This window comes from Enterococcus sp. DIV0187, assembly GCF_051713785.1.
In the GTDB taxonomy this organism is placed as follows: Bacteria; Bacillota; Bacilli; order Lactobacillales; family Enterococcaceae; genus Enterococcus_A; species Enterococcus_A avium.
This window is the reverse complement of record NZ_JBIOQO010000001.1, coordinates 1987047-2013414: the sequence shown is the minus strand read 5'-3', so window position 1 is coordinate 2013414 and position 26368 is coordinate 1987047. Positions and strand designations below refer to the sequence as shown.

The window sequence follows — 26368 nt, the reverse complement described above, 5'->3', positions numbered from 1 at the left end:
ACATGAGTTTTAAAGAGAAGGTAATTTACCAGATTTATCCCAAATCATTTTTGGATACCAATCAAGATGGAGTAGGGGATCTGCCGGGAATTGAAAAAAAATTGCCATACTTAAAGCGTCTGGGTGTTGATATGGTTTGGCTAAGTCCAATCTATCCGAGCCCGCAAAATGACAATGGCTATGATGTCGCTGATTATACAGCGATCAATCCAATGTTTGGAACAATGGATGATTTTGAAAGCCTGATGGCAACCGCCAAAGATAATGGTATCGAAATCATGCTGGATATGGTCTTCAATCATGTTTCTATTGAGCATGAATGGTTTCAAAAAGCATTAGCCGGTGATCAGAAATACCAAGATTACTTTATCTTAAGAGACAAACCAACTGATTGGGTTTCTAAATTCGGCGGAAATGCTTGGGCGCCCTTTGGTGATACGGGGAAGTATTATCTGCATTTATATGATGTTACCCAAGCTGATTTGAATTGGCGAAACCCAGAAGTTCGTGAAGAGCTGTTTGAAGTTCTGCGTTTTTGGATGGATAAAGGCATTAAAGGCTTCCGCTTTGATGTAATCAATGTTATTGGTAAAGACGAAGTGTTGATTGATTGTCCAGAAAATGACGGCAAACCAGCTTATACTGATCGTCCAATTGCCCATGAATTCATTCGTATGATGAATCAAGCGACCTATGGTGAGGATGCCGAGATTGTCACAGTTGGTGAAATGAGTTTTACTACAGTGGAAGATTGTATCTTATATACAAATCCTGAGCGTGAAGAATTAAATATGACTTTCAATTTCCACCATTTAAAAGTGGATTATAAAGATGGAAAAAAATGGACGCAAATGCCGTTTGATTTTGCGCAACTGAAAGAATTGTTTCATACATGGGGAACGCAAATGAGTGAGGGGAATGGCTGGAACGCACTTTTTTGGAATAATCACGATCAGCCTCGTGCGCTAAATCGTTTCATCGATGTGGATAACTATCGAGTAGCAGGAGCTAAAATGCTCGCTAGTTCGATTCATTTAAATCGAGGAACGCCTTATATTTACATGGGAGAAGAAATCGGGATGCTTGATCCAGATTTTGATATGATGGAACAATATGTTGATGTAGAAAGTTTGAATGCTTATCAAGAGCTGTTGATTGCTGGCAAGTCCGAACAAGAAGCCTTCGAGATCGTCAAAGCTAAGTCTCGTGATAATTCTCGTACACCGATGCAGTGGGATAGCAGTGAATACGGTGGTTTTTCAAAGACTGATCCGTGGTTAGGATTAGGGAAATCTGCTGATGAAATTAATGTAGCAAAAGAACTGCAAGAAGGTTCGATTTTTACCTACTATCAACAATTGATCAAGTTGAGAAAAGACTATCCAGTGATTGCAAAAGGCAGCTACGAGGCTTTTTTACCTGAGCATCCGCAAATTTACGGTTTTGTACGCCGCCTAGAAGAACATTCACTGCTGGTGCTTAATAACTTTTTCCCAACGGAAACTACGATCAATATACCAGAAGAATTTTTGACTGGAAACATATTGATTGATAATTATGAGACGGAAGCTGTTGAAGAAGTAATCACACTGAAACCGTATCAAACAATCGCCATCTATCATTAAAAAAACGCGTGAGCAAATCTGCTCACGCGTTTTATTTCGTCAAATCAATTCGTTTATTCACTAAGTAAATCAATATACCGCATAAAGACATTGAAAGCAATTCGCCTAACCCGATAATTAACCAATTGAAGAAAAACGGTGCTTGATAAAAGAAGGTCAATTGACCTGCGACCGTAAACATGGAAAAGGCAAAAATCAACGTGGTAACGATCATTTTTTTCTTAAGGCTGGTGATTCTTTTGGTGACAGCTCGACAGATCAGTAAAACGATCAATGTAGAGATACTGCCGAAGAGCACATCGACAATCCCAAGCGGGGAAGCCAGGTTGGCGATCGCTACGCCTAAAGTTACTGCGATCGTATAGCGTTTGTTGAAGAGGGGTAAAAAATTGAACATTTCTGCCAAACGAAATTGGATTGCGCCAAAGCTTATGACAGATAAAACAATCGTGACAGCGACATACAATCCTGTCACAACGGCCATTTTAGCCGTATCCGCAGTCGTCCAGCGTTGTGCGGCACTTTTTTCAAGATGCATTTTTATCATTCTCCTTTACAAGACATTGTCTCGTTAATAACTGCGACCAAAGGATTGAAGTGCCGCAGTGCGAATTTCTCGCTATCACTTATCTTAGAGGATTTTATAAAAAATGCAAGCTATTTTAATAGCCAGCCGCCGTCAATTGGTAAAATATTTCCTTGCATGTAGCGTGTTTCTTCACTAGCTAGGAACAAGGTGGCATAGGCTACTTCCTCAGGCTTGGCCCAACGTTTAACAGGTGTTTCTTCAGCTACCCACTTAGCCATTTGTCCATCGCCAGCAAAGTCTGCTTGATTCATGGGTGTCTGAATCGCACCAGGTGCAAGGGCGTTGACATGGAGTCCTTCAGCAGCGTAATCTAATGCAAGCTGTTTAGTGAAGCCGACAATGGCATGCTTGCTAGTGGTGTAAGCAATACCACCTCCGCCAGCTACCAATCCGGCAATCGAAGCCATGTTAATCACCGTTCCTCGATTTTCCAGTAGCTCAGGTAATAATAGCTTGGTCAATATAAACATGCTTTTTAGATTGGTATCTAAAATCTTTTCCCAAAGGTCATCCTCCGTATTAGCCAAGGGCAAATAATCATCCAATACTCCAGCAGTATTCAACAAGATATCGACCTTGCCAAAAATTCCGTGACATGTTTCGATGGCTGCTTTCAAGCTATCTTTATCTCGAACATCCCCGAGGCAATAGGCAAAATGATTGGGATAACATTTTTGAATTGCTGATAAATTCAATTCTTGCTGATCAAAAGCAAAGACGCGAGCACCAGCCTTTAAAAAAGCTTGCGCTTGAGTAGTACCGATGCCTGAGGCTGCGCCAGTGACGAAAACAGTTTTATCAGTAAAATTAAAGGTCATCATTCGACGATTTTCCAGTCTTCTGCAAGAATATCACATACTGTCGGAGCAAAGCTTGAAAAGCCTTCATCAGCCGTTTTAATCAAAAAGTAAGGCGTCACTGGTGCACCATCAAACACTTCACCTTCAACTAATGTGACATATAACTCGAAACCGCCCCAGCCTTCACGAATAATTTTTGCGCCTTTTTTCAATTCAGGTAATATTTCTTCAAACGTCAATTGTTGTTCCTCCATTCAAAAAGTTCTTTCTTTTGGTAGAATACCAAAAAGCCAGTAACGTCACAAGAAGTTTAAGAGGAGAGAAAAAGACCTCTCCGAAAAAAGAGAGGTCTTAGAAATATTAATCATCTGTTTCTGTATCATCCTTGTTCTTGGCGTTGACTTTGTTACGAGTATTCCAATAGGCCTTGTAATCTTCGTCATTTCCGCCAATCCCAAATTCATAGGCATTATCTGCTGGACCATCTTTTGCCCAAAGGGAAGTAGTTTCGCCACTAGGAACTTGGTAATTTGTTCCATTATGACTGACTTTTCCAGGCTTTAGACCAGTGAAGTCAGAAACTTTAATTTGCTTCACATCATCAGACAATTCAAATTTCTCGTCTTCACCGAAAATCGTCGGGTTGACTTGATAAATTCTCGCGGCAAGATAGGCCATATAGGTCGCTGTCCGATTTCCCGCGCCATCATTCATTGGTTTGTTGTCATCACGACCGGTCCATGTTCCTAACGTAATAGTCGGTGTGGAGACAATCAGCCAGTTATCGGCATAATTATCTGTGGTACCAGTTTTACCAACCCAATCTGCAGTACTTAATGGATAGTTTACTCCACTTAAGATGGATTTGAAAGGAGTGGTGTGTTGTTCATTGATTACACTGCGCATCATATCATTCATAATCGATGCGGTTGCTTTTGAATAGACTTGAACGGGATTGTCCTTGTGCTTATAGATTTCCTTGCCGGTGCTGTCAGTAATAGAGTCAATCAAGTAGCCTTGCTGATAAACGCCATTATTCGCCAAGGTTTGGAAGCCGTTGACTTCTGTTAAAGTTGAAACGTTTGTTGTTCCTAATGGTGCGGCTTCAACACCCCAGTCATTAGAAGTTGGATAGTTCATTTTTTTCAGATAATTGTCATAAGCAAACTGGTCAGAGCCTTTATTCGTTAATAAGTCTTGATATACATGATAGGCAGTAATATTAGTTGATTCGACAAGTGCTTCTCGCGTAGTCTGGAAGGTCTTAGAACCTTTGTTTTCGGCATTCTTCAATTCCTTACCAGCATCGTCGCCATGCTGATATTTCATTGGGTAATCGGCAATACGTGACGCGCTTCCTAGTAATCCTTGGTCGATCGCAGGACCGTAAACCAATACGGGCTTGATTGAAGAGCCTGCTTGTCGTGCAGTGTCAAAAGCGTGATTATTTTGGTTTGTATTGTAATCACGACTGCCGACAAAACCATATATTCTACCTGTGCTGTTATCCATCATAACCGTTCCCGGTTCAACAGTAGCCCCTGAACCATCGTCTAAGTATTGGCCGTATTCAGCGACTCCTAATTGCATTGCGTCATAAATATTTTTATCAATCGTTGATTTTACAACCAGTCCTTGATTTTGCATTTTAACTTTGGCTTGCTCGACATAACGATTGCGAACATCGTCTTTATTATAATCAGCATCGCTGACCCCATCTTCTTTGGCCTGCTGTTTTGCCACAATGCTGATGGCTTCGTTATAGACGGTGTAATATAAGAATCCGTGTTGTTGAACCTCTACATCTTGACGTCCTTGGAAGTCTTTTGAAAGGTCATATTTTTTTGCATCTTCATATTCCTTTTTAGAGATCATCTGTTCACGGTACATATTGAACAATACATCATCTTTTCGATTCATCCCAAGGGAATAATCTTGCTTCAGATCGCCAGTATTCGTGTAAGGACTGTATACAATCGGACTTTGCGGCAGACCTGCAATAAAAGCAGATTGCGGCAGATTCAAGTCTTTTGCATGAACCCCAAAGATTCCAATCGCGGCTTCTTCAACGCCGGCAATATTTTGTCCCTTGTTATTACGACCAAAAGGTGAGACATTCAAGTAGGCTGTCAAAATTTCATCTTTACTTAAATATTTTTCCAAATCTAACGCTAAGACGATCTCATTTGCTTTCCGTTTAAAAGAAGTCTCATTAGTTAAAACCTGTTGTTTGATCAATTGCTGTGTCAGAGTAGAACCACCTGATCCAGCACCAAAGCCTACAACTTCTCCCAAAAGAGCACGTACCACAGCTTTTGGGACGACACCACGATGTTCATAGAAGTTTTCATCTTCAGTTGCGACCAGAGCTTTTTTCACCCATGGAGAAATCTCGTCAGAATTGATTTTTTCACGAATTGGATCAGCTTGGATCGTTGCTAATTCGCGATCATCTGCATAAAGCAATTTTGATGACTCTGCGATATCGCCGACTTTTTGCTTCATTTCCGATTTTGTAGGTGTCGGTGTTCCTTCTACAAGATGGGCAAAATACCCAGCACCGATTCCGACGACGAGCATGCCGCCTAAAAAGAGCACAACAACTAAGCCAAGCAGCAATGACTTGACTACTCGCAAAGAGACATTTAATGCAAAAGGCCCTCCAAGACTTGTTCTTGATTTGCTTTTGCTGCTCTTCTTCGGTTGCTTATTTACTTTTTTCTTGTGAGCCAAAAAGTCCACCTCATTAGATTCTATCATTTTAATTATCTGTTGAATTATAGCAAAGTTTTACTTCTATTAACAAGCGGATGCAATGTTTGTAATCAAAACTTCAACTAATTGTTAAGTAAAACAAAACAAACATGATTATATTGTCCGGCTTTCTTTTTACTAAGGACTCTTTTTTCTTGATCTAGAACTTCGAAGAAATCTGACGAATGGCTTTTATTTCCCTGTTATTTCGGTTAATATGGGAAAGTATAAGTCATTTAGAAATGATATGCGTAATGAGTATATGCCTAACGGTTAGTTAGCGCATCAAAAATAATTAGGAGGAAAAAACATGCATTCAGACTTTTTTCAAGAACTAAAAGCCCGTGGCTTAATTTTTCAAGTAACAGATGAAGCAGCCCTAGAAAAACAATTAAACGAAGAGTCTGTTAAACTATATATTGGCTTTGATCCAACAGCAGACAGTCTGCATATTGGTCATTTATTACCGATTTTAACGTTGCGACGTTTCCAACAAAACGGACACGTACCCATTGCTCTAGTTGGCGGCGGTACCGGAATGATCGGAGACCCTTCATTTAAAGATGCAGAGCGCCAATTAAACACCTTAGATACCGTTCAAAGCTGGTCGCAAAGTATTAAAAATCAGCTTTCGGGGATCATTGACTTCGAGAATAAAGAGAATCCAGCAATCGTTGCTAATAACTATGAATGGTTAGGCGAGTTGAAGCTGATCGACTTTTTACGTGATGTTGGTAAGAACTTTACGATCAATTACATGATGAGCAAAGAAAGTGTCAAACGCCGGATCGAATCTGGAATTTCATACACAGAGTTCGCTTACCAGCTACTACAGGCCTACGACTTCTATGAATTGAATAAACGTTACGGTTGCCTGCTACAATTAGGTGGTAGTGATCAATGGGGCAACATTACTTCTGGGATCGAATTGATCCGTCGAGAAGAAGGCAAGCAAGCATTTGGTATGACGATGCCTTTGATTACAAAAGCAGATGGCACAAAATTTGGTAAAACAGAAGGAAATGCGGTTTGGTTAGACGCAGAGAAGACCTCTCCATATGAGTTCTACCAATTCTGGATAAATACAGATGACCGTGATGCCGTAAAATTTTTGAAATACTTTACCTTCTTGAGTTTAGAAGAAATTGACGCGATCGAAAAGGAATTTACTGCAGCTCCAGAACAACGAGCAGCTCAAAAGGCCCTAGCCAAAGAAGTGACTGTTTTAGTTCACGGAGAAGAAGCATACAATCAAGCGGTGCACATTTCTGAAGCGTTATTCAGCGGTGATGTGAAAAACTTAAATGCAGCAGAAATCAAACAAGGCTTCAAAAATGTACCCAATTATCAAGTTCAAGCAGGCGATGACTTGAACTTAGTTGAGATTCTTATAACAGCAGGCATCGAAGCGTCTAAACGCCAAGCTCGCGAAGATATTAACAATGGTGCGATTTATATCAATGGCGATCGCGTACAAGATGTAGCCTACACATTAAGTGATCAAGATAAATTAGCTGATGAGTACATTGTTGTACGTCGCGGGAAGAAAAAATATTTTGTTTTGCAATTTTAGTTGTGATTAGGAAAGGGATTGTACCAATTTTGGAGCAATCCTTTTTCTATGTAGTGATGGGTAAACGTTTTAGAGGTTAGGAAAGGTGAGCATGTGGGAGCAATTTTATTAAACTCGTTAGGATTATTTGTTATTATCTTGATAGGCTATCTAACGAAACGCTTGAACCTATTAATGAAGGCAGATGGCTCGATGATCTCAAAGATTGTCGTCAACGTCACACTGCCGGCTGCGATCATTGTGAATCTGCAATATTTGGCAGTAAAAAACCAGTTACTATTGCTAATTGTTGCTGGTTTAGTATTAAATCTGGTTATGATTCTAATCGGTCACTTCTTATCGAGAAAACAAGAACAGGTAGAGCGAGAATTTTTGATGTACGGTGTTTCTGGCTACAATATTGGAAATTTCGCGATCCCCTTTGTCCAGAGCTTTATACCGCAGGCGATTCCGATTCTATCCTTTTTTGATATTGGCAATAGTGTTATGCTGGCTGGCGGCTCGAATGTAGTAATCGAAGGCATCAGTGGCAGCGATGAAGAACGTCCGAGCGTAAAAAAAGTTCTCGGAAGATTGTTTCGATCGGTGCCGTTTCTTTGTTACTTGATCATGCTGTCCTTGCGAATTCTAGAGCTTGATTTACCAGAAGCATTTTTTCAAATTGCGCAGCCAATTGCTGATGCCAATACATTTTTGTCGATGTTTATGATAGGCTTGTTTTTGGAACTTCGTTTGCCGAAAAAGGATTTAGCATTAGTTGGACGTGTGTTAGCAATCAAATATGGTGCGGGCCTATTGCTGGTGGCTTTTTTTATGCTGTTACCGTTTCCGGCAATGATCAAAATTGTTTTATGTCTTGTTTCAGTCGGACCGATTCCGACATTTGGCGTGATCAACAGTGTAGCTGCAGGAATGCGTGCAGAAGTGGTGGGGTTCACTTCTTCGCTTAGTTTCTTGATCAGTTTGCCGTTAATGACGAGTTTGTTGATATTCCTATAAATAGAAAATTTGGAGGTTTTTATGTTAATTGGTTCTCATGTAAGTATGAAGGGAAAAGAAATGCTACTAGGGGCGGCACAAGAGGCAGCTAGCTATGAAGCATCAACATTTATGATTTATAGCGGTGCACCGCAAAATACTCGCCGCAAGCCAGTTGATGAGATGAATATTCCAGCTGGAGAAGAATTTATGAAGGAGCATGGCTTGTCGAACATTGTCATGCATGCGCCGTATATCATTAACCTTGGAAATACCAAAAAGCCTGAGATGTTTCCTTTTGCAGTACAATTTTTACGCGATGAAATTATGCGAGCAGAAGCACTGGGAGCGATGCAGATTACGTTACATCCAGGAGCTCACGTTGGTGCAGGAGAAAAAGCTGGCTTAGATCAAATCATTAAAGGACTAAATGAAGTACTGACTAAAAATCAGCGAGCTCAAATTGCTTTAGAGACAATGGCTGGCAAAGGAACGGAGTTAGGTAAAACTTTTGAAGAGTTGGCTTATATCATTGATGGGGTCTCATTAAATGAAAAGCTTTCAGTGACTTTTGATACCTGTCATACAAATGATGCAGGATACAATGTCAAAGAAGATTTTGATGGCGTATTAGAGGAATTTGATCGTGTGATCGGTTTGGAACGTTTAAAAGTCGTTCATGTGAATGATTCGAAAAATCCAATGGGCTCTCATAAGGATCGTCATGCAAATATTGGTTTTGGTACAATTGGCTTTGACACCTTGAATACCATTGTTCATCATGAAAAGTTGAAAGACTTACCAAAAATCTTGGAAACACCTTATGTGGGAGAAGACAAAAAGAACCAAAAACCACCGTATGGTTTCGAGATCGCTATGTTGAAATCGCAACAGTTCGATCCAGATTTATTAGCAAAAATTCAAGCGCAATAAAAACATACTAAGATTAGAGGGACGAATCAGTGACGGCTGATTCGTCCCTCTATCTTTTCTTTTTGGATTATAGTGAGAAGTGAGAGAAAGCTCGGACATAACCTCATGGGCGGCGTATAAGCCCGCATTTAAAAACGAGCTTCTTCACTTACATTCTTGAATCAGGTTTAAGTATGTTGGGGCTTCGAGCCCGTGTATAGGAAATTGGAATCGGAATGAGTAGTGAAGAACTTTCTAAAACAGAAAGAAGGATTTGTATGGCAACGATTGTCGCACTAGATGTTTCAAAAGGAAAAAGTTTTTATGTGATGTATCAAGAAATGACGTGTCTTTATGAAGGTGAAATCACGCATACCAAAAGCGGTTTTCAAGAATTACATGCTCTTATTAAGAATTTACCTGAAGTGCCGGAAATTGTCTTTGAATCGACAGGTATTTACTCTCGACCAGTAGAAACTTTTTGTCAAAAGAATCAGTTGATTTATTATGTTTTAAATCCACTTCAAGCCAAACAACAGATGGAAAAGGAATCTTTGAGAAAATGGAAGACCGATAAACGGGATGCGCATCGATTAGCACAAACTCATTGGAATAATTCAAGGACGAAGTCTGTTTCAGCTGAACCTCTCTATAAAGAACTTAGAGACCTTTCAAGATTCTATCAAGAAATCATGGATGAAATCGGACGTATGCGCATGCATTTGCACAACGCCATCCAACTAACCTTTCCTGAACTGGAACAAGTCTTGTCTAACAGGCTTACGCCATATGGGTTGACGATGATCGCTCAATACCCTCATCCATCATTCGTACTGAAACAATCTAGGACAATCATTAAAAATCGTCTAATGGCCTCTACCGCAAAGAAAATCTCAGAGAATCGTGCAAGAAACAAAGCAGATGAACTGATTGCTTATGCCAAAGATTCCTATCCAGCTGTTTCTGAAACGGCGATACCCGTCGCAAAAACACGCTATTATGCGGAGCAGCTCCAAGCTCTTTTAAATCAGAAAGAACGCTTAGCGAACCAAATGATTGAAACAGCCAAACAGTTGGAAGAATTTTCAGTGATCGCTAGTTTTCCTGGCATTGGTGAACTCAGTGCTGCCCAGTTCATTGGTGAGCTAGGAGACCTTCGACGGTTTTCTGATCCCAGAAAGGCCAACGCTTATATTGGTATTGACATAAGGCGCTATCAATCTGGAAACTATTTAGCACAAGACCACATCAATAAACGTGGAAATCCAAAGGGTCGAAAAATTCTCTTTTTTATTGTCAAGAATATGATAAAAGCACAACACGCTGCTCCAAATCACATTGTCGATTACTATTACAAATTAAAAAAGCAACCCCTCCCGAAAAAAGAAAAGGTTGCCATCGTAGCTTGTATGAACAAGCTGCTAAAGTGTCTCCATGCCATGATTAGGAATGGGACAAAGTACGATTACTCGTACACGGTCTCAACGGACCATTAATATAGGGTAATTATACCACGATTTTCCCTCCTTTAAAAAAAAGCAAAGTGAGGGCTATTTGATGTGGGTAAAAATAAATAGAGGCTCTTCTTCGTTTCTCTTGACTAATCGTAGGAAAGAGGTTGTGACAGAAGTGGTCAGCTTCAAGAAATAAGAAGGAATTTCCGAAAATTGTTTCTCAAATTTTTGTGAAATTTCGGCTTATTTCCGTAGAAGTTACTTCTGGAACACCGTTTATTCGGAAAAAGAAGCTATGACAAGTCTTTTGTCACAGCTCCTTTAAGCTTATTCTCTAACTTGTCCATCGCCATAAATAATGTATTTACTGGAAGTTAATTGCTCCAATCCCATAGGCCCGCGAGCATGCAATTTTTGAGTAGAAATGCCAATCTCCGCACCAAAACCAAATTTGAAACCATCTGTGAAACGAGTCGAGGCATTGATGTAGACGGCTGCCGCATCAACTTCTTTCAAAAATTTTTGTCCGTTCTGATAATTATCCGTCACGATTGCCTCGGAATGCTTGGAATTATAATGATTGATGTGCTCAATGGCTTCTTCGATAGAAGCAACAACTTTGATTGCCAAAATATAATCCAAAAATTCTGTTGACCAATCTGCTTCGGTTGCTAGATCCGCTTGTTTCAAATGCTTTAGCGCCTGCGCATTTCCGCGTAGAGTAACCAGTGATGTTAGTTCTTTTTCTATCAGAGGTAAGAACTCTGCCGCGATTTCCTCGTGAACGAGTAACGTTTCGATCGCATTACAAACAGAGGGACGTTGAACTTTAGCGTTTTTTACAATGTTTAGTGCCATGTCCAATTGTGCGGCAGAATCAACATAAACGTGATTGTTACCAGTTCCCGTTTCGATCACTGGCACCGTCGCGTTGCTTTTCACGCGTTGGATTAAACCTGCACCACCACGGGGAATTAACACATCTAAATAGTCGTTTAGGCGCATCATCTCATTTGCGACATCATGTGAAATGTCGCTGACAAACTGAATCATAGCGGGATTCAACTGACAGTTGCATAATGTCTTTTGCAGAAGCTCCACCAAGGCTTGATTTGAATGGAAGGCTTCTTTGCCGCCACGTAAGATGACCGCATTTCCTGATTTGAAACATAAACTAGCCGCATCGGTCGTCACGTTTGGCCGAGACTCAAAGATGATTCCGATCACACCTAAAGGGACGCGTTGTTGACCAATCATCAATTGATCCTCTGTCCGCCACATTTTCTCTACGACACCAATTGGATCAGGCAAGGCTGCTACCTGGCGGATACCTTCAGCCATTTCCTTGATTCTTTCATCGGTTAAACGTAAACGATCAATCATTGGATCAGAAATCCCGTTATCCTTTGCTCGGCACAGATCTTGTTGATTTGCAGTCAAAATAACCGCGGTATTGTTTTCCAAATCTTCAGCCATCTGCAGCAAGCAGTCATCTTTTTGAGTAGTTTCCAGCTGCCCCAATTGTTGCGCAGCGGAGCGGCTCTGCTGCCCTAAGGTATTTATCAAGTTATCCATGTTTTTCCTCCTTAAATAATGTTCCGACATCTACTCCAGCTAAAATATCAAAAATTATTCTGGGAGGTTTCCCATTGGCTAAAACCATGGCACTTTTTGCTTCTAGAATTCGTTGAGCTGCTTTCAATTTGCTGACCATACCGCCAGTGCCAAAGCGGCTGCCTTCACCGCCTGCCTGATTCATCAATGTTTGATTGATGGTCGAAATAGTCGAGTATAAAATCGCTTGTTTATTTGTTGCGGGATTGTCTGAATAAAACCCGTCAATGTCACTTAACATAATAAGCACATCTGCTTCCATTAACTGTGCAACGATTGCGGAAAGCTCATCATTGTCTCCGAACTTTCTTGTATGATCCATTTCGTCTACCGCGACGGTATCATTCTCGTTAATAATCGGAACGATTCCCATTGAAATGAGCTGTTCTAGTGTATTGATTACATTTTTACGACTTTCAGGAAAATCTACTACATCTCGTGTTAGGAGAACTTGAGCGGTTTGTTGACTATACACTAAGAAACGTTGGTTGTAGATATGCATTAATTCTGATTGACCAACGGCTGCAACCGCTTGCTGAACAGGGATCTCCTGCGGCCGTTCGGGGATTCCAAGTTTGTCCATTCCAACGCCAATCGCGCCAGAAGAGACCAGTATTATTTCTTTGCCTTGATTTCGAAGGTCAGTTAATACGAATGCTAATTGATCAATTCCAGCGAAATTGATCTTGCCATTTGGATGGATCAAGGAGCTTGTCCCGATCTTCACCACGATCCGATTGACGGATCTTAAAAAATCTCTCATGCTTCCACCTCTTCACTTAGCCACCAGCGAGGAAGATATTGTTTTGCATTTTAGCATATTCTAATCAATATTTCATTAAATGTTTAAAATTTACTGGAAATTTTTTTGGATTATGAAAATTTATTTCAGTTACTAGCTGCAAAACTATCTGCTAAGATATTGTTAAAAGGGAAAAACTTTCTTTTTCAAGGCTAATTAGTAAGATTAGACTAAAAATCTTGTGTATTGATTTTAAGTTTCTTAAAACGGCTTTTCTTTTAGGGTATCTTTTAGTAAAATATACGAGAATGTGTCAGGAAAGGAGCGGTGAAAATGGTATCAACTGGAATTGTAGTATTGATCGCAGTAATCGCTGCACTATTAGGTGCTGTCGGCGGTTTCTTCTTAGCCCGTAAATATATGCAAGACTATTTTAAAAAGAATCCTCCGATCAACGAGGATATGTTACGTCAAATGATGATGTCAATGGGACAAAAGCCTTCAGAAAAGAAAGTTCGTCAAATGATGCAGCAAATGAAAAATCAACAATAATGATGAAAGGACAATCGTCTCAGGATGGTTGCCCTTCTTTTTTGGTAGTTGCACTTTTCGAGTATGATAGCGTTTGAGATGAAATCAATTTGTTAAAGCAGATAAAATTACACGAAGTTTAGTTAGATCGTAAGTGTGATGAGAACCAAACTAATTTTCTCGTCTCTTAAAAAAAATAATCCTTATTACTGACTTAGCTGCGAATTTGTAAAACTGACAATTAGTAAGCAGATTTGTCGACATAATAAATTTGGGGTTGTAAAGTAAAGGCGTATGGGAGGAATGTCTGAATGTATGATGTAATAGTTATCGGTGCGGGCCCAGCTGGGATGACCGCTGCCTTATATGCTTCACGCTCGAATCTAAAGGTGCTTTTGATTGAACGGGGGGCGCCAGGCGGACAAATGAACAATACCGCTGAAGTAGAAAATTATCCAGGCTTCGAGTCAATCATGGGTCCAGAGCTTGCGATGAAAATGTATGATGGAGTCACAAAATTTGGCACGGAAAATGCCTATGGAATCGTTCAAGATATCGTTGATCACGGTGACTACAAGGAAGTTATCACTGAAGATAAAAGCTATCAAACCAAAACGATCATTATTGCTACAGGGTGTGTCCATCGTAAATTAGGCGTGCCAGGTGAAGAATCTTTTGCAGGACGCGGAGTCTCTTATTGTGCTGTATGTGATGGTGCTTTTTTCCGTAATAAACGCTTGATTGTTGTTGGCGGAGGAGATTCAGCGGTAGAAGAAGCGATTTATTTAACACGTTTTGCTTCTGAAGTCGTGATCGTTCATCGTCGTGATGAATTACGCGCACAAAAAATTATTCAAGATCGTGCCTTTGCAAATGAAAAAATTTCATTTATTTGGGACAGTGTTGTGGATGAAATCGTCGGTAACGAAATGGTCGTAACAGGCGCACAAATACGCAATGTAAAAACTGATGACGTTCATTTAGAACCAGTAGATGGTGCTTTTATTTATGTTGGTTTAGAACCATTGACTGAGCCATTTAAAAATAGTGGTATCACGAATGCTGCAGGCTGGATTGAGACAGATCAAGAAATGAAAACTAAAATTCCAGGTGTTTTTGCAATTGGAGATGCCCGTGAAAAAGATCTACGTCAAATAACGACCGCTGTCGGTGAAGGCGGGATCGCAGGCCAACAAGTCTATAAGTATATCGAAGCACAAAATTAATAAGTAAAAGGTAAGAGAATCTGATCATTGGTTAGATTTTCTTGCCTTTTTTTTATAAAAAACATTGGATTTGAAAAAATGCTACAATTGATTGAGACGATTTTGCTGCTTTTCTGCAAGGTATTAAGCCTCATGTAATTAACCAAAACAATAAGGAGGGAACCAATTGTCAGCTATCAAACTACGAGCGTACCAGCAGCGAGTCATCGATCAATTAGCTAGTTATTTGGATAATGACAGTATCCATATTGTTGCTCCGCCGGGATCAGGGAAGACGATTTTAGGAATGACGCTTGTTGAGAAGATTCAGCGAAAAACATTGATCCTTGTTCCTTCAATCCTGTTGAAAAAGCAGTGGATTGAAGTGATTCAGCATTACTATCCGCAATGGGAAATTTCCGAGGAACTGCTTCAACCTGCAAATATAACAGTTACTACGTATCAATACTTGTACAGTAAGAGGAAAGAATTAGACAATCACTTTACTGAACATGGGATTGGTTTTCTAGTGCTGGACGAATCCCACCACTTAAAGAAAAACTGGTCAGATTTGCTGCTGGACTTAAAAGAAAAAGCTACTGAGCTGCAAACGTTAGCCTTAACGGCAACACCTCCTTTTGACGCGAATCAAAAAGAATGGGGCAACTATATTCGGCTGACCGGTGCTATCGATGAAGAAATTACTGTCTCCGAATTGATTAACGAGGCGGTTCTTGCTCCATATCAAGACTATGTTTACTTAGCACCAGTCACGAAGGAATCACAGAAACAATTTACCGAATTCTTAAATGAGCAAAATCAAATCGTATCGCATCTTTGCAGTCAACCAGAAGTGACGGATTACCTCTTGGCTCAAGAATTCATTCAGCAGCCGTTAAATCAAACAGAATTTATCTATCAGAATTTTGACAGCTATTTAAGCTGTTTACTTTATTTGAATGAACAGCAGTATCAGTTCAGCGACGATCATTGGCAGGTTCTGGGTATAAAACGAAATAAAATAAAAATTCCGCAGCAAACAAGAAAAAGTATTATTGATTTGTATCAGTATCTTTTTCAAGTTGTTCCACAATTGGAAATATTTCGCTATCTTTCAAAGAAGGGCTGGTTATATGAGGACAAGCTCCGACTTTTTCCAGATTTCGAAATAAACAATCAAGCAAATATACCGTTAATGAAAGAGGCCATCGAGCATATTGTGGTAAAGGAGGAAAGCTATCTAGGGAATGAACTGCGGTGTGTACTGCTGTTTGATTATATCAAGCAGGAGGTTTTAGCCGGAAAAGAGGACTATTTAGAGTATGGTGTTGCGCCTGCCTTCTTATCATTGAAGGAACTGATTCGGCCTGAAACATCTCTGGCTGTCGTTTGCGGCGAATTTCTGATTGTCAGTCAAAAAATATTTCAAACTCATTTTCAAACTTACGCAGAATTTCGCAGAGAGAAAAAGCTGGCTGGTTATATCTACTTAGCGATGACGGATAAAAATCGCAGTGAGCTGTTAGCGTTGACTACGCAGCTTTTGGATTCAAGCGAGATCAATCTATTGATCGGGACGGTCAGCTTGTTAGGCGAGGGCTGGAATTGTCCCGCCGTTAACACGATTATTATGGGAAATGCGGCCGGCTCGTATGTTCAAACTCAACAGATTCGCGGTAGAGGATTGCGGTGTTCCGGGGATGAGAAGCTGACCAATATCTGGCATATTGCTTCGATTTATCCGAATATTCCAGTGACAGAGCAGCCGCTTTTTGCTGCTATTTTGAAGCGTTTATCATTTATCGAAGGCTTGAATCTGATGGATGAACCTGTGATCTCAACTGGCAGAGAACGGTTTGAATTACCTGATATCCTAGATCTGAGGACAATCGCCGGCTATACTCAAAATAATCTTTATCGCGCGAAAGAACGGAAGCAGCATTTTATGCTTTGGGAGACGGCTTTAAAGCAGGGGACCCATTTGGCAATGCCTCTGTTCATTCGAAGCCGGCCTAAAGAAACAGAAGTACATTTAGAGTCGAATGCCTTTAAACTTGATAATGTGGATCAGCTCAATCTTATTCAAGCATTCCTGCAAGGAGCGTTAAATATCTACTTTAAGGAAAGAAAAAGGAAAAAGCATTGGCATAAGGCTTGTCAGGTTCGTCAGAAACTAGTTCAAACGCTCTATCAGTTACTGCTAAATGAGGGTGTACTCTCAGAAAGCATCCCATTAGTCATTGATTGGAATAATCATTCTTTTTCTTGTGAAATTGTCGCGAGTTATCATCAGGAAAAACTTTTCAATGAGCTGATTTGTGAGTTATTAGGAGAGATTCATTCACCACGATATCTGCTAAAAATTAAACAGGATTATTTTGTGATACCTGGTCGTTATAGCAAAAATAAAAAAGCGGTGCTAATTTTTTTGACCGCAATTAAACAACAAGGATTAACGGCCGACTTTTTTTATACGAAGAATATTTCTGGACGTAAACAGCTGATTAAGGCACGATTGAATTCACTACAAGCTTCCGATACGCTGGATATTAACGAACGAAAAATTTGGCAATAATAACTTGAAATTACTATGGCAGTCAGGATCACTGTATTAAATCAGGTCGGATCTTCATTTATGTAAAAAATAGCGCGACTTTTTATTGCATGTTGAATAAGATACAAGTTTGCTTTGCTGAATATAACAGTAATGGTATACTTAAATGGTAAGAAAAATTTTGAAAGAGGTGCGTTTCATGTCTTGGGAACAAGTTTATGAACAATGGATTGATTCAGATAAATTAGATGAAAAAATGCGTAAAGAATTACAAGACTTAGGCAAAGACCCAGAGTTGAAAAAAGATGCGTTTTATAAACAACTAGAATTTGGAACAGCAGGCATGCGAGGTGTCTTAGGTCCTGGTGTCAATCGAATGAATATTTTCACTATTCGTCAAGCAACTGAAGGCTTGGCTCGTTTCATGGATACGCAAGATCCCGAAACGAAACGTCGCGGTGTGGCGATTGCTTATGATTCACGCCACATGTCACCAGAATTTGCAATGGAAGCCGCTAAAACATTAGCAAAGCATGATATTCCTTCCTTTGTATTTGAGAGCTTACGCCCCACACCAGAATTATCGTTTGCCGTTCGTTTTGAAAATGCCTTCACCGGCATTATGATCACGGCATCCCACAATCCAGCTGAATATAATGGCTACAAAGTTTACGGCGAAGATGGTGGACAAATGCCGCCAGAAGATGCAGATGCATTGACAAAATTTGTTCGTGACGTAGAAAATCCATTAGAAGTTGAAGTGCTATCTGATGATGAAGTTGAACACAGCGGTTTAATCAATATTATTGGTGATGAAGTCGATTCAGAGTATTTGAGAGAAATCAAATCGGTGACCATCAATCAAGAACTGATCAATGAAATGGGTAAAGAGTTAAAATTGGTTTACACACCATTACATGGAACAGGGAAAATGCTAGGTGAAAAGGCTCTAAAACAAGCTGGTTTCGAAAAATTTGTTTTAGTTCCTGAACAAGCAATCGCTGATCCAAATTTCTCAACAGTTAAATCACCAAATCCTGAAGAACACTCTGCCTTTGAATATGCGATCAAGCTAGGTGAGCAAGAAGGAGCAGACCTATTAATTGCGACGGACCCTGATGCTGATCGTCTTGGCGCGGCTGTTCGTTTGCCAGATGGACGATATGAAGTGTTGACTGGAAATCAAATCGGGGCTATCATGATTCGTTACATCTTGGAAGCTCATAAGCAAGCAGGAACTTTACCAGACAATGCAGTCGTACTTAAATCAATCGTATCAAGTGAATTAGCAACAACGATCGCAGATGCCTACAATGTAAAAATGGTTGATGTTTTAACCGGCTTTAAATTTATTGCTGAAAAAATCCAACAATATGAAGATGACCATTCACAAACCTTTATGTTTGGTTTTGAAGAAAGCTATGGCTATTTGATTAAATCCTTTGTACGTGACAAAGATGCGATCCAAGCGTTAGTCTTGTTAGCAGAAGTGGCCGCTTACTACAAAAAACAAGGCAAGACGCTATACGATGGCTTGCAAGATATTTTTGAAGAGTATGGCTACTATGCTGAAAAAACTATCTCAGTGACCTTGAGCGGTGCTGAAGGGGCCGAACAGATCAAAACGATCATGGGCAATCTGCGTAACGAAGCACCAAAAGCTTTTGCGGATGTTGCAGTAACAATGACAGAAGATTTCAAAACTTCGAAATCAATTGATGCCAATGGGGATGAAACAGCGATCGACATGCCTGCTTCAGATGTATTAAAATACACCTTAGCGGATGAAACGTGGATTGCCGTTCGTCCTTCTGGAACAGAACCAAAAATCAAATTCTACATCGGCGTAAAAGGAAATTCTCATGAAGCTGCTGCAGAGAAAATTGCTACGTACGAAGCAGCCATCCGTAAAATCGCCGAATAGAGTAAATGAGGGCTATAAATGAAGGAACACGAAGAAGTTCAAGCGGTCAGTCAATTTTTTAAAATTTTGAGTGATCCTACACGGTTGAAAATATTAATGTTTTTAAAGGATGGAGAGCGCAATGTTTCGTCGATCAGTGATACATTGGGGATGGAGCAATCAGCGGTTTCTCATCAATTAAAATTATTACGTGATAACCGTTTAGTCAAAGCGCGTCGTGATGGAAAGGCCATGCTTTATAGTTTAGATGATCAGCATGTCCTGGATGTTTTAGAGCAGACCTTTCGCCACGTTACGCATCAATAAAAAAGAGCTTTTCCAAATTTTTTGGAAAAGCTCTTTTTTTTTACAGAAATTTTGTTATACTGATAGCTAACTATTAGAATACGATGAAATTACTTTTAATATGAATGTAATTTAACGGAGGCGGATTATGGAAAAAGCAGTCAAGGTAGGTCTATTAGGTTTAGGTGTAGTTGGTACCGGTGTCCTAGAAATTTTGGCAGATCACAAAGATAAAATCGAAAAAAGTATTGGCGGCCCCTTGGTTGTAACAAAAGCCTTGATCCGTCCAGAAGAAGATAAATCTGCTTTAGCAGAAAAATATCAATTGGAATTGGTTACTGAATTGGACGCAATTTTAAATGATCCAGAGATTGCTATTGTAGTAGAAGTGATGGGACGGATCGAACCAGCCAAGACTTTTATCAAAAAAGCACTTATGGCTGGTAAAAATGTTGTCACAGCGAATAAGGATTTATTAGCACAGCACGGGACTGAGTTAGTTAATCTGGCGCGTGAGCAGCAGCGAAATTTGTATTATGAAGCTAGCGTTGCTGGTGGTATTCCGATCTTACGAACGATCGCTAACAGCTTAGCAGCAGATGATATTACCGAAGTTCTCGGAATCGTCAATGGAACAACCAATTATATGCTGACTAAGATGGTTCAAGAGCATCGAACATATGATGAGACCTTAAAAGAAGCCCAAGAACTAGGCTTTGCGGAAAGTGATCCAACCAATGATGTGGACGGGATCGATGCCGCATATAAAATGGTTATTCTAAGCAAGTTTGCTTTTGGAATGTCGATCACAATGGATCAAGTCAAGATCAAAGGTATTCGGGGATTGGCAGCAGAGGATGTGTCGATTGCCGATCAGCTAGGCTACACCGTGAAATTAATCGGCTCGACCATCAAAAATGACGATACGATTTCGGTGGAGGTTGGTCCGGTCTTAGTGCCGCATGAACACCCGCTGGCTTCAATCCATAATGAAATGAACGCTGTTTTTGTTAAAAGTTCAGGAATTGGCGAATCAATGTATTACGGTCCTGGAGCTGGTGCACGACCAACGGCTACAAGCATTGTGGCGGATCTAATGACGATCGTGAATAAGATGAAGAAAAATACCGTTGGTCATCGCTTTACTGGCTATACTCAACCAACTAAAATTACTTCACCAGATGAAAACATCAGCAAGTACTTCTTATCATTAGAAATGCCTGACGAGCCTGGTCAATTTTTGAAGCTGGCTGAGATCATGACTGAAACAAAAGTAGGGTTCGAACAAGTTGTCCAAGAAAAAGGCGATGGTGAAAATGCTCGTGTAGTCTTGATTACACACGAGACATCAGAAACGAAGATGGGAACAATTCAACAGGAAATCAAAGAAAAAACGAGTTACAAATTACTGTCATTGATGAAAGTTATGGGGGAATAAACATGTACGAAGGTTTATTGAAACAATATAAAGAGTATTTGCCAATCACTGATAAGACGCCTCAGATCGCATTGGCTGAAGGAAATACACCACTGATTCCTTTGAAAAATCTATCAAAAGAATTAGGGATCACGCTTTATGGGAAATATGAAGGCTTAAATCCGACAGGTTCTTTTAAGGATCGAGGAATGGTGATGGCTGTGGCTAAAGCCGTGGAAGATGGTGCAAAAGCAATCATTTGTGCCTCAACTGGTAATACGAGTGCCGCCGCCGCTGCCTATGCAACACGTGCAGGCATCAAGGCGTATGTTGTGATTCCAGATGGGAAGATCGCAATGGGTAAATTGGCTCAAGCGATTGCTTATGGAGCAGATATTATTTCGATCCCCGGAAACTTTGATGAAGCCCTTAAAGCAGTTCGTGATATTGCGGAAACAGAAGCGGTTGCTTTAGTGAATTCAGTTAATCCTTATCGTTTAGAAGGACAAAAAACAGCGGCGTTTGAAATTTGCGAACAATTGGAAAAAGCGCCAGATGTATTGGCAATTCCTGTTGGGAACGCCGGAAATATTTCTGCCTATTGGAAAGGCTTCAAAGAATGGCATGAGAAAAAAGGCACAGAATTGCCACGGATGCACGGTTTCGAAGCAGAGGGTGCGGCGGCAATCGTTCAAGGAAAAATCATTGAACAACCAGAAACAGTAGCAACAGCGATTCGGATCGGTAATCCTGCTAGCTGGAAATTAGCCGAAGCGGCTCGCGATGAATCAAGTGGCTACATTGATTCTGTAACAGATGAAGAAATCTTAAATGCATATCGCAAAGTGGCTTCTCAAGAAGGTGTTTTTGTTGAACCAGGTTCAGCAGCATCATTGGCTGGTGTAATTCAGCATGTGGAAAATGGTCGGATCAAGCCAGGTGAAACCGTCGTAACGGTCTTTACTGGAAATGGGTTAAAAGATCCTGATACAGCGATCAACGAAACAGACATCAAAATCAATAAGATGAGTGATTTGGAGGATATGCGCCGACACTTACGTGAAGGAGTGGCTGCTCTATGAAAATCCGCGTCCCAGCAACCAGCGCCAATTTAGGGCCCGGCTTTGATTCGTGTGGGATCGCGTTGTCTCAATATTTGACGATCGATATCGGTCCGGAAACTAAAAGATGGCAGATCAAGCATCAGTTGGGCAGCAGCATCCCTTCGGATGAAAAAAATCTATTGATTCAAACGGCATTAGATTTGGCACCTAATTTGAAACCGCATGAACTCACGATGACTTCAGACATTCCAATCGCTCGTGGATTAGGCAGCAGCTCTTCTGTTGTCGTAGCGGGAATTGAATTGGCCAATCGTTTAGGAAATCTAGGAATGACGCCACAGCAGAAAGTGACCTACGCAACCAAGATCGAAGGCCATCCTGATAACGTGGCCCCAGCAATCTGTGGAGATTTTGTGGTAGCGAGCTATAATAACAATGAAGTGAATTTTGTGAAGCACACGTTTCCTGATTGCGATGTGATTGCTTTTATTCCTGATCATGAGTTGCTGACTTCAGAAAGTCGTTCGGTTTTACCAAAAGAGTTATCCTATCAGGATGCGGTCAAAGCCAGCTCGATTGGCAACGTAATGATTGCGGCAGTTTTGAATGGTAATTTGCCGCTAGCTGGGAAAATGATGGAAAAAGATATCTTACACGAAAGTCATCGCCAGCACCTTGTTCCGCATTTGAAAAAAATTCGAGAATTTTGCAAAGCTTATGGCGGTTATGGCAGCTTTTTAAGTGGCGCAGGTCCAACTGTTTTAGTATTGACCCCGCCTGAAAATACTGAAAAATTAGTCACGGCCTTGAAAGCCTTCGATCATGAAGCGTTGATTGATGTGCTTTCTGTTGAAAAAGAGGGCGTCCAAATATTTTAATTGCGTAGAAGAGAAGAGTACAACGAATCGGACTTGACAGAGAGCTTCGGTAATTGAGAAGAAGCAGCAGCGATTTGTTAGAAGATGGCCTCGGAGCAATTGTCAGTGAGACACGGGAATGCCCGTTACAGCAGTTCGCAGCAATGCGACTAAAGATCAGTCTTGTGAGAGACTGATAAATTAAGGTGGTACCACGGCACTCCCGTCCTTTCAACTATGAAAAGATGGGAGTGTTTTTATATTACGAAAACAATTGAAAATGACAGGTATGAGAAAAATTATGAGCAACAATCGTGTTAAAAAAAATGATAGTAGGAGGAACAATCATGGAATTTGAAACAAAATGTTTACATGCGGGGTATCAGCCGGAAAATGGAGAACCACGAGTATTACCGATCGTTCAAAGTACGACCTATGCTTATGACTCGACGGATGAGATTGGAAAACTATTTGATTTGGAAGCAGCGGGGTATTTTTATACACGTCTGGCAAATCCAACGACTGGTGCAGTAGAAGAGAAAATCGCGGCACTAGAAGGCGGTGTAGGAGCATTGTGTACATCATCCGGGCAAGCAGCCACCTTTTATGCAGTGCTGAATATTTTAGAGGCTGGAGATCACATGATTTCTTCTAGCTATATTTATGGCGGGACCTACAATCTGTTTGCTCATACCCTTAGAAAAATGGGAATTGAAGTGACATTTGTTGATCAAGATGCCTCAAAAGAGGAATTGTTGAACGCGGCGAAACCAAATACGAAAGCTATTTTTGGCGAAACAATCGCTAATCCCGCGGTGAAAGTGTTAGATCAGGAAAAATTTGCATCTGTAGCAAAAGAGTTGGATATTCCTTTTCTTATCGATAATACGTTTGCGACTCCATACTTTTGTCGGCCATTCGAGTTTGGCGCAGATATCGTGATTCATAGTACGACCAAGTATTTAGATGGTCATGCAGTGCAGACAGGTGGTGTCATCGTTGATGGCGGGAAATTTAATTGGAATAATGGCAAATTTCCTCAGCTGTCAGAGCCTGACGAAACGTATCATGGCATCGTTTATACAGAGAAATTTGGCCAAGCGGCGTATATCACCAAAGCACGTGTGCAATTAATGCGAGATTTAGGGGCTACACCTTCCCCGCAAAATTCATTCTTGCTTAATTTGGGGATGGAGACATTACCGGTTCGGATGGATCGCCATTTTGAAAATGCAGTGACAATAGCGAAATACTTAACTGAGCAAAAAGCGATCAAACACGTGTATTATCCTGGCTTAGAAAGTGATGAAAACTACAATTTAGCGCAAAAATATGTGCCAAATGGCCTTTGCGGTGTCATTTCTGTTGAATTCGCAGAAGGAAAAGAACAGGCGGCCAAGTGGTTAGACGCATTGGAACTTGTTTCATTAGAAGTTCACGTGGCGGATATTCGTACGTGTGCGTTGCATCCTGCAACCTCGACGCACCGCCAACTGACTGATGAAGAGCTGCAGCAGGCAGGAATTTCACCAGGGCTAGTTCGTTTATCTTGCGGAATTGAAAATGTGAACGATCTCCTTGCTGATTTGCAACAGGCCTTTGATAAATTGGAGGGATAACTCATGCCGATTCGCTTAGAGACTGATTTTCCGGCAAAGTCTGTTTTAGAATCTGAAGATATTTTTGCGATTGATAATTCACGTGCGGAGCAACAGGATATTCGACCGCTAAAACTATTGATTTTAAATTTGATGCCGAATAAAATCGACACAGAAATTCATCTGCTGCGTTTGATTAGCCAAAGTCCTTTGCAGATTGATGTAGATTTCTTAAAAGTAGCTAGCCATGAGCATAAGCATACAAGTAAGAATCATTTAGATAAGTTTTATTTGGATTTTTCACAGGTAAAAGAGACTTGTTATGACGGCTTGATCATTACTGGAGCACCAGTGGAGCAGTTGGCCTTTGAGGAAGTCGATTATTGGCCGGAGTTAGTAGAAATCATGGAGTGGAGCCAAACGTCAGTTACTTCTGTTGTTCACATTTGCTGGGGAGCACAAGCAGGCCTGTATTATCATTTTGGAGTTGATAAGGTTCCTTTTGAAAAAAAATTATTTGGTATCTATAAACAAGATATAGAGCATCAATTCCGATTGTTTAGAGGCTTTGATGATCGTTTTTGGATGCCACAGTCACGATATACGGGAATCAATGAAGAGCAAGTGCGTCAAGCAAAAATCAAAGTGATTGCTAAGGATGAGGAAGAACGGTCCGCGATCTTAATCTCAGAAGATGAGCACGATGTCTTTTTGATGGGACACTTTGAATATGCGACAGATACTTTAGAAAAAGAATATTTGCGTGATCATGAACGGGGAATCAATACGGCGAAGCCAGCGAATTATTATGAAGAGGGGAAAATTTACAATTATTGGCGTGCTCAGGCACATTTGTTTTATCACAATTGGTTGAATGATGTTTATCAAATAACACCTTATCGCTTAGAAGAGATTCGTGAATTACAAAAAGAAAGAAAACTGAGATCGATTTGATCTCAGTTTTCTTCTTCCATAAAGTAATAGCTATGGTCTTCTAAATCCAAAGCGCTCATGATCATCGCTGCCGTTTCCTCGATCGAAAGTGTGGCAACGTTAATAATCTCGCAGCCTAACTTGTGATAAAGCTCATTGGCGAATTTCAGCTCTGCTTGAATCTTTTCGCGATCGGAATAGGCCGTTTCAGGATTCAATCCGTAAGCTCGCATCCGTTCTTTACGGATACCAATCAATACTTCAGGATCGTTGGTCAGTCCAACGATTTTTTTCGGATCGATCTCAAATAGCTGTTTAGGAATATGTGCTTGTGGAATTAACGGTAGGTTAGCAACTTTTAAATTTTTATTAGCCAAATAAAGACTTAGCGGTGTTTTTGAAGTTCTTGAAACGCCAAGTAACACAACATCAGCCTCTAAGAAGCCGCGGGGATCTTTTCCGTCGTCATATTTAACCGCAAACTCCATGGCCTTAATTCGTTTGAAATAATTTTCGTTCAAGTGATGAAGTGCACCACGTTCGCCAGTAGGCTCTAAATGAGCGCGTCGTCCAATTTCGCTCACAACCGGATTCAACAAGTCCATCGTAAAGACGTCTTCGTTGTCACAGAATTCTTTAGCAATTTTAGATAATTTTGGATCAATCAATGTATAGATGATCATGCCGTTTTCGGCTTTAGCATCGTTTAAAGCTTTCATCAATAATTCTTCCGTGTGTACAAAGGTCCGGCGGAAGAGACAGAATTCTACGGTAGGATACTGCGCCATTGAAGCTTGTGCTAGTTTCGATGCAGTTTCTCCCGCAGAATCGGAGATGATGAAAATAGTGACTAACTCGTTTTGTTTTTCGCTATCCATAAAGAAAATCTCCCTTGCAATCAGTAATAATTTATTATACCATACACTTTATTCGGAATCATTACACTTTGAAATGAGGGA

General features: G+C 40.5%; 22 protein-coding genes. 15 read left to right on the top strand and 7 right to left on the bottom strand.

Features of this window, described 5'->3' with window-relative positions:
• Positions 1-2 precede the first annotated feature (2 nt).
• Positions 3-1625: an alpha,alpha-phosphotrehalase gene (gene treC, locus IGI52_RS09835; protein ID WP_438781188.1), complete on the top strand. Its 1623-nt coding sequence runs from the start codon at positions 3-5 to the stop codon at positions 1623-1625.
• A 31-nt stretch (positions 1626-1656) separates the two neighbouring features.
• Here treC and IGI52_RS09830 read toward each other — a convergent pair whose 3' ends face one another.
• From IGI52_RS09830 to IGI52_RS09815, 4 genes are all read right to left on the bottom strand, one after another.
• Complete coding sequence (locus IGI52_RS09830; protein WP_438781187.1) at positions 1657-2163, bottom strand: QueT transporter family protein; 507 nt, start codon at positions 2161-2163, stop codon at positions 1657-1659.
• A 119-nt stretch (positions 2164-2282) separates the two neighbouring features.
• On the bottom strand, positions 2283-3035 hold the full coding sequence (locus tag IGI52_RS09825; RefSeq protein WP_438781185.1) for a 3-oxoacyl-ACP reductase: 753 nt from the start codon (positions 3033-3035) through the stop codon (positions 2283-2285).
• A complete protein-coding gene (locus IGI52_RS09820; protein WP_016181299.1) occupies positions 3032-3253 on the bottom strand; it encodes a DUF2829 domain-containing protein in 222 nt (73 codons plus the stop codon). The genes IGI52_RS09825 and IGI52_RS09820 overlap by 4 nt, the downstream gene beginning before the upstream one ends.
• A 121-nt stretch (positions 3254-3374) precedes the next feature.
• Positions 3375-5747 carry a transglycosylase domain-containing protein gene (locus IGI52_RS09815; RefSeq protein ID WP_438781184.1) on the bottom strand — a complete coding sequence of 791 codons (2373 nt, stop codon included), beginning with the start codon at positions 5745-5747 and terminating at the stop codon, positions 3375-3377.
• Between the two features lie 331 nt (positions 5748-6078).
• Between IGI52_RS09815 and tyrS the strand changes: the two genes are divergently transcribed.
• The 4 genes from tyrS (at position 6079) to IGI52_RS09795 (ending at position 10727) form a co-directional block, all read left to right on the top strand.
• A complete protein-coding gene (gene tyrS, locus IGI52_RS09810) occupies positions 6079-7341 on the top strand; it encodes a tyrosine--tRNA ligase (protein WP_048720760.1) in 1263 nt (420 codons plus the stop codon).
• A 93-nt stretch (positions 7342-7434) separates the two neighbouring features.
• Positions 7435-8340, top strand: coding sequence for an AEC family transporter (locus IGI52_RS09805; protein ID WP_438781183.1), 906 nt, complete (start codon positions 7435-7437; stop codon positions 8338-8340).
• A gap of 21 nt (positions 8341-8361) precedes the next feature.
• Positions 8362-9252 carry a deoxyribonuclease IV gene (locus tag IGI52_RS09800; protein WP_048720764.1) on the top strand — a complete coding sequence of 297 codons (891 nt, stop codon included), beginning with the start codon at positions 8362-8364 and terminating at the stop codon, positions 9250-9252.
• A gap of 257 nt (positions 9253-9509) precedes the next feature.
• Positions 9510-10727, top strand: a complete 1218-nt coding sequence (locus IGI52_RS09795) for an IS110 family transposase (protein ID WP_102865985.1) — start codon at positions 9510-9512, stop codon at positions 10725-10727.
• 285 nt (positions 10728-11012) lie between these two features.
• On the opposite strand, the gene IGI52_RS09790 is transcribed toward IGI52_RS09795, so the two are convergent.
• Together IGI52_RS09790 and proB are read right to left on the bottom strand one after the other, a co-directional pair.
• On the bottom strand, positions 11013-12260 hold the full coding sequence (locus IGI52_RS09790) for a glutamate-5-semialdehyde dehydrogenase (protein WP_438781182.1): 1248 nt from the start codon (positions 12258-12260) through the stop codon (positions 11013-11015).
• A complete protein-coding gene (gene proB / locus IGI52_RS09785; RefSeq protein ID WP_016181305.1) occupies positions 12253-13062 on the bottom strand; it encodes a glutamate 5-kinase in 810 nt (269 codons plus the stop codon). Before proB ends, IGI52_RS09790 begins: the two co-directional genes overlap by 8 nt.
• 312 nt (positions 13063-13374) lie before the next feature.
• Between proB and IGI52_RS09780 the strand changes: the two genes are divergently transcribed.
• The 10 genes from IGI52_RS09780 (at position 13375) to IGI52_RS09735 (ending at position 25430) form a co-directional block, all read left to right on the top strand.
• Positions 13375-13593 carry a YneF family protein gene (locus tag IGI52_RS09780; protein WP_010740033.1) on the top strand — a complete coding sequence of 73 codons (219 nt, stop codon included), beginning with the start codon at positions 13375-13377 and terminating at the stop codon, positions 13591-13593.
• Between the two features lie 290 nt (positions 13594-13883).
• The gene (gene trxB / locus IGI52_RS09775; protein WP_438781181.1) at positions 13884-14798 is read left to right on the top strand and encodes a thioredoxin-disulfide reductase; all 915 of its coding nucleotides are present in this window, start codon (positions 13884-13886) and stop codon (positions 14796-14798) included.
• Between the two features lie 166 nt (positions 14799-14964).
• Positions 14965-17352, top strand: a complete 2388-nt coding sequence (locus IGI52_RS09770) for a DEAD/DEAH box helicase family protein (RefSeq protein ID WP_438781180.1) — start codon at positions 14965-14967, stop codon at positions 17350-17352.
• 178 nt (positions 17353-17530) lie between these two features.
• On the top strand, positions 17531-19255 hold the full coding sequence (locus tag IGI52_RS09765) for a phospho-sugar mutase (protein WP_102871677.1): 1725 nt from the start codon (positions 17531-17533) through the stop codon (positions 19253-19255).
• Between the two features lie 18 nt (positions 19256-19273).
• Positions 19274-19561, top strand: coding sequence for an ArsR/SmtB family transcription factor (locus tag IGI52_RS09760; protein ID WP_102871676.1), 288 nt, complete (start codon positions 19274-19276; stop codon positions 19559-19561).
• A 127-nt stretch (positions 19562-19688) separates the two neighbouring features.
• On the top strand, positions 19689-20978 hold the full coding sequence (locus IGI52_RS09755) for a homoserine dehydrogenase (protein ID WP_016181310.1): 1290 nt from the start codon (positions 19689-19691) through the stop codon (positions 20976-20978).
• A 2-nt stretch (positions 20979-20980) separates the two neighbouring features.
• Positions 20981-22039, top strand: a complete 1059-nt coding sequence (gene thrC, locus IGI52_RS09750; protein WP_438781179.1) for a threonine synthase — start codon at positions 20981-20983, stop codon at positions 22037-22039.
• Positions 22036-22899 (top strand): homoserine kinase, encoded by an 864-nt coding sequence (thrB, locus tag IGI52_RS09745; protein ID WP_311857690.1) that lies wholly within the window; start codon positions 22036-22038, stop codon positions 22897-22899. Before thrC ends, thrB begins: the two co-directional genes overlap by 4 nt.
• Positions 22900-23225: 326 nt before the next feature.
• Positions 23226-24497, top strand: a complete 1272-nt coding sequence (locus IGI52_RS09740; RefSeq protein ID WP_181236298.1) for an O-acetylhomoserine aminocarboxypropyltransferase/cysteine synthase family protein — start codon at positions 23226-23228, stop codon at positions 24495-24497.
• Positions 24498-24500: 3 nt separating this feature from the next.
• Positions 24501-25430: a homoserine O-succinyltransferase gene (locus IGI52_RS09735; protein ID WP_396002649.1), complete on the top strand. Its 930-nt coding sequence runs from the start codon at positions 24501-24503 to the stop codon at positions 25428-25430.
• Between the two features lie 2 nt (positions 25431-25432).
• On the opposite strand, the gene IGI52_RS09730 is transcribed toward IGI52_RS09735, so the two are convergent.
• The gene (locus IGI52_RS09730) at positions 25433-26287 is read right to left on the bottom strand and encodes a pyruvate, water dikinase regulatory protein (RefSeq protein WP_016181315.1); all 855 of its coding nucleotides are present in this window, start codon (positions 26285-26287) and stop codon (positions 25433-25435) included.
• Positions 26288-26368: the final 81 nt, after the last annotated feature.

Excerpts from the sequence above, each read along its gene's own strand:
- tyrS (WP_048720760.1), top strand. The coding sequence starts at position 6,079 with ATGCATTCAGACTTTTTTCAAGAACTAAAAGCCCGTGGCTTAATTTTT.
- IGI52_RS09765 (WP_102871677.1), top strand. The coding sequence starts at position 17,531 with ATGTCTTGGGAACAAGTTTATGAACAATGGATTGATTCAGATAAATTA.
- IGI52_RS09800 (WP_048720764.1), top strand. The coding sequence starts at position 8,362 with ATGTTAATTGGTTCTCATGTAAGTATGAAGGGAAAAGAAATGCTACTA.
- proB (WP_016181305.1), bottom strand. The coding sequence starts at position 13,062 with ATGAGAGATTTTTTAAGATCCGTCAATCGGATCGTGGTGAAGATCGGG.
- IGI52_RS09830 (WP_438781187.1), bottom strand. The coding sequence starts at position 2,163 with ATGCATCTTGAAAAAAGTGCCGCACAACGCTGGACGACTGCGGATACG.
- IGI52_RS09780 (WP_010740033.1), top strand. The coding sequence starts at position 13,375 with ATGGTATCAACTGGAATTGTAGTATTGATCGCAGTAATCGCTGCACTA.
- IGI52_RS09740 (WP_181236298.1), top strand. The coding sequence starts at position 23,226 with ATGGAATTTGAAACAAAATGTTTACATGCGGGGTATCAGCCGGAAAAT.
- IGI52_RS09760 (WP_102871676.1), top strand. The coding sequence starts at position 19,274 with ATGAAGGAACACGAAGAAGTTCAAGCGGTCAGTCAATTTTTTAAAATT.
- thrC (WP_438781179.1), top strand. The coding sequence starts at position 20,981 with ATGTACGAAGGTTTATTGAAACAATATAAAGAGTATTTGCCAATCACT.
- IGI52_RS09795 (WP_102865985.1), top strand. The coding sequence starts at position 9,510 with ATGGCAACGATTGTCGCACTAGATGTTTCAAAAGGAAAAAGTTTTTAT.
- thrB (WP_311857690.1), top strand. The coding sequence starts at position 22,036 with ATGAAAATCCGCGTCCCAGCAACCAGCGCCAATTTAGGGCCCGGCTTT.
- trxB (WP_438781181.1), top strand. The coding sequence starts at position 13,884 with ATGTATGATGTAATAGTTATCGGTGCGGGCCCAGCTGGGATGACCGCT.
- IGI52_RS09730 (WP_016181315.1), bottom strand. The coding sequence starts at position 26,287 with ATGGATAGCGAAAAACAAAACGAGTTAGTCACTATTTTCATCATCTCC.
- IGI52_RS09735 (WP_396002649.1), top strand. The coding sequence starts at position 24,501 with ATGCCGATTCGCTTAGAGACTGATTTTCCGGCAAAGTCTGTTTTAGAA.
- IGI52_RS09790 (WP_438781182.1), bottom strand. The coding sequence starts at position 12,260 with ATGGATAACTTGATAAATACCTTAGGGCAGCAGAGCCGCTCCGCTGCG.
- IGI52_RS09825 (WP_438781185.1), bottom strand. The coding sequence starts at position 3,035 with ATGATGACCTTTAATTTTACTGATAAAACTGTTTTCGTCACTGGCGCA.
- IGI52_RS09755 (WP_016181310.1), top strand. The coding sequence starts at position 19,689 with ATGGAAAAAGCAGTCAAGGTAGGTCTATTAGGTTTAGGTGTAGTTGGT.
- treC (WP_438781188.1), top strand. The coding sequence starts at position 3 with ATGAGTTTTAAAGAGAAGGTAATTTACCAGATTTATCCCAAATCATTT.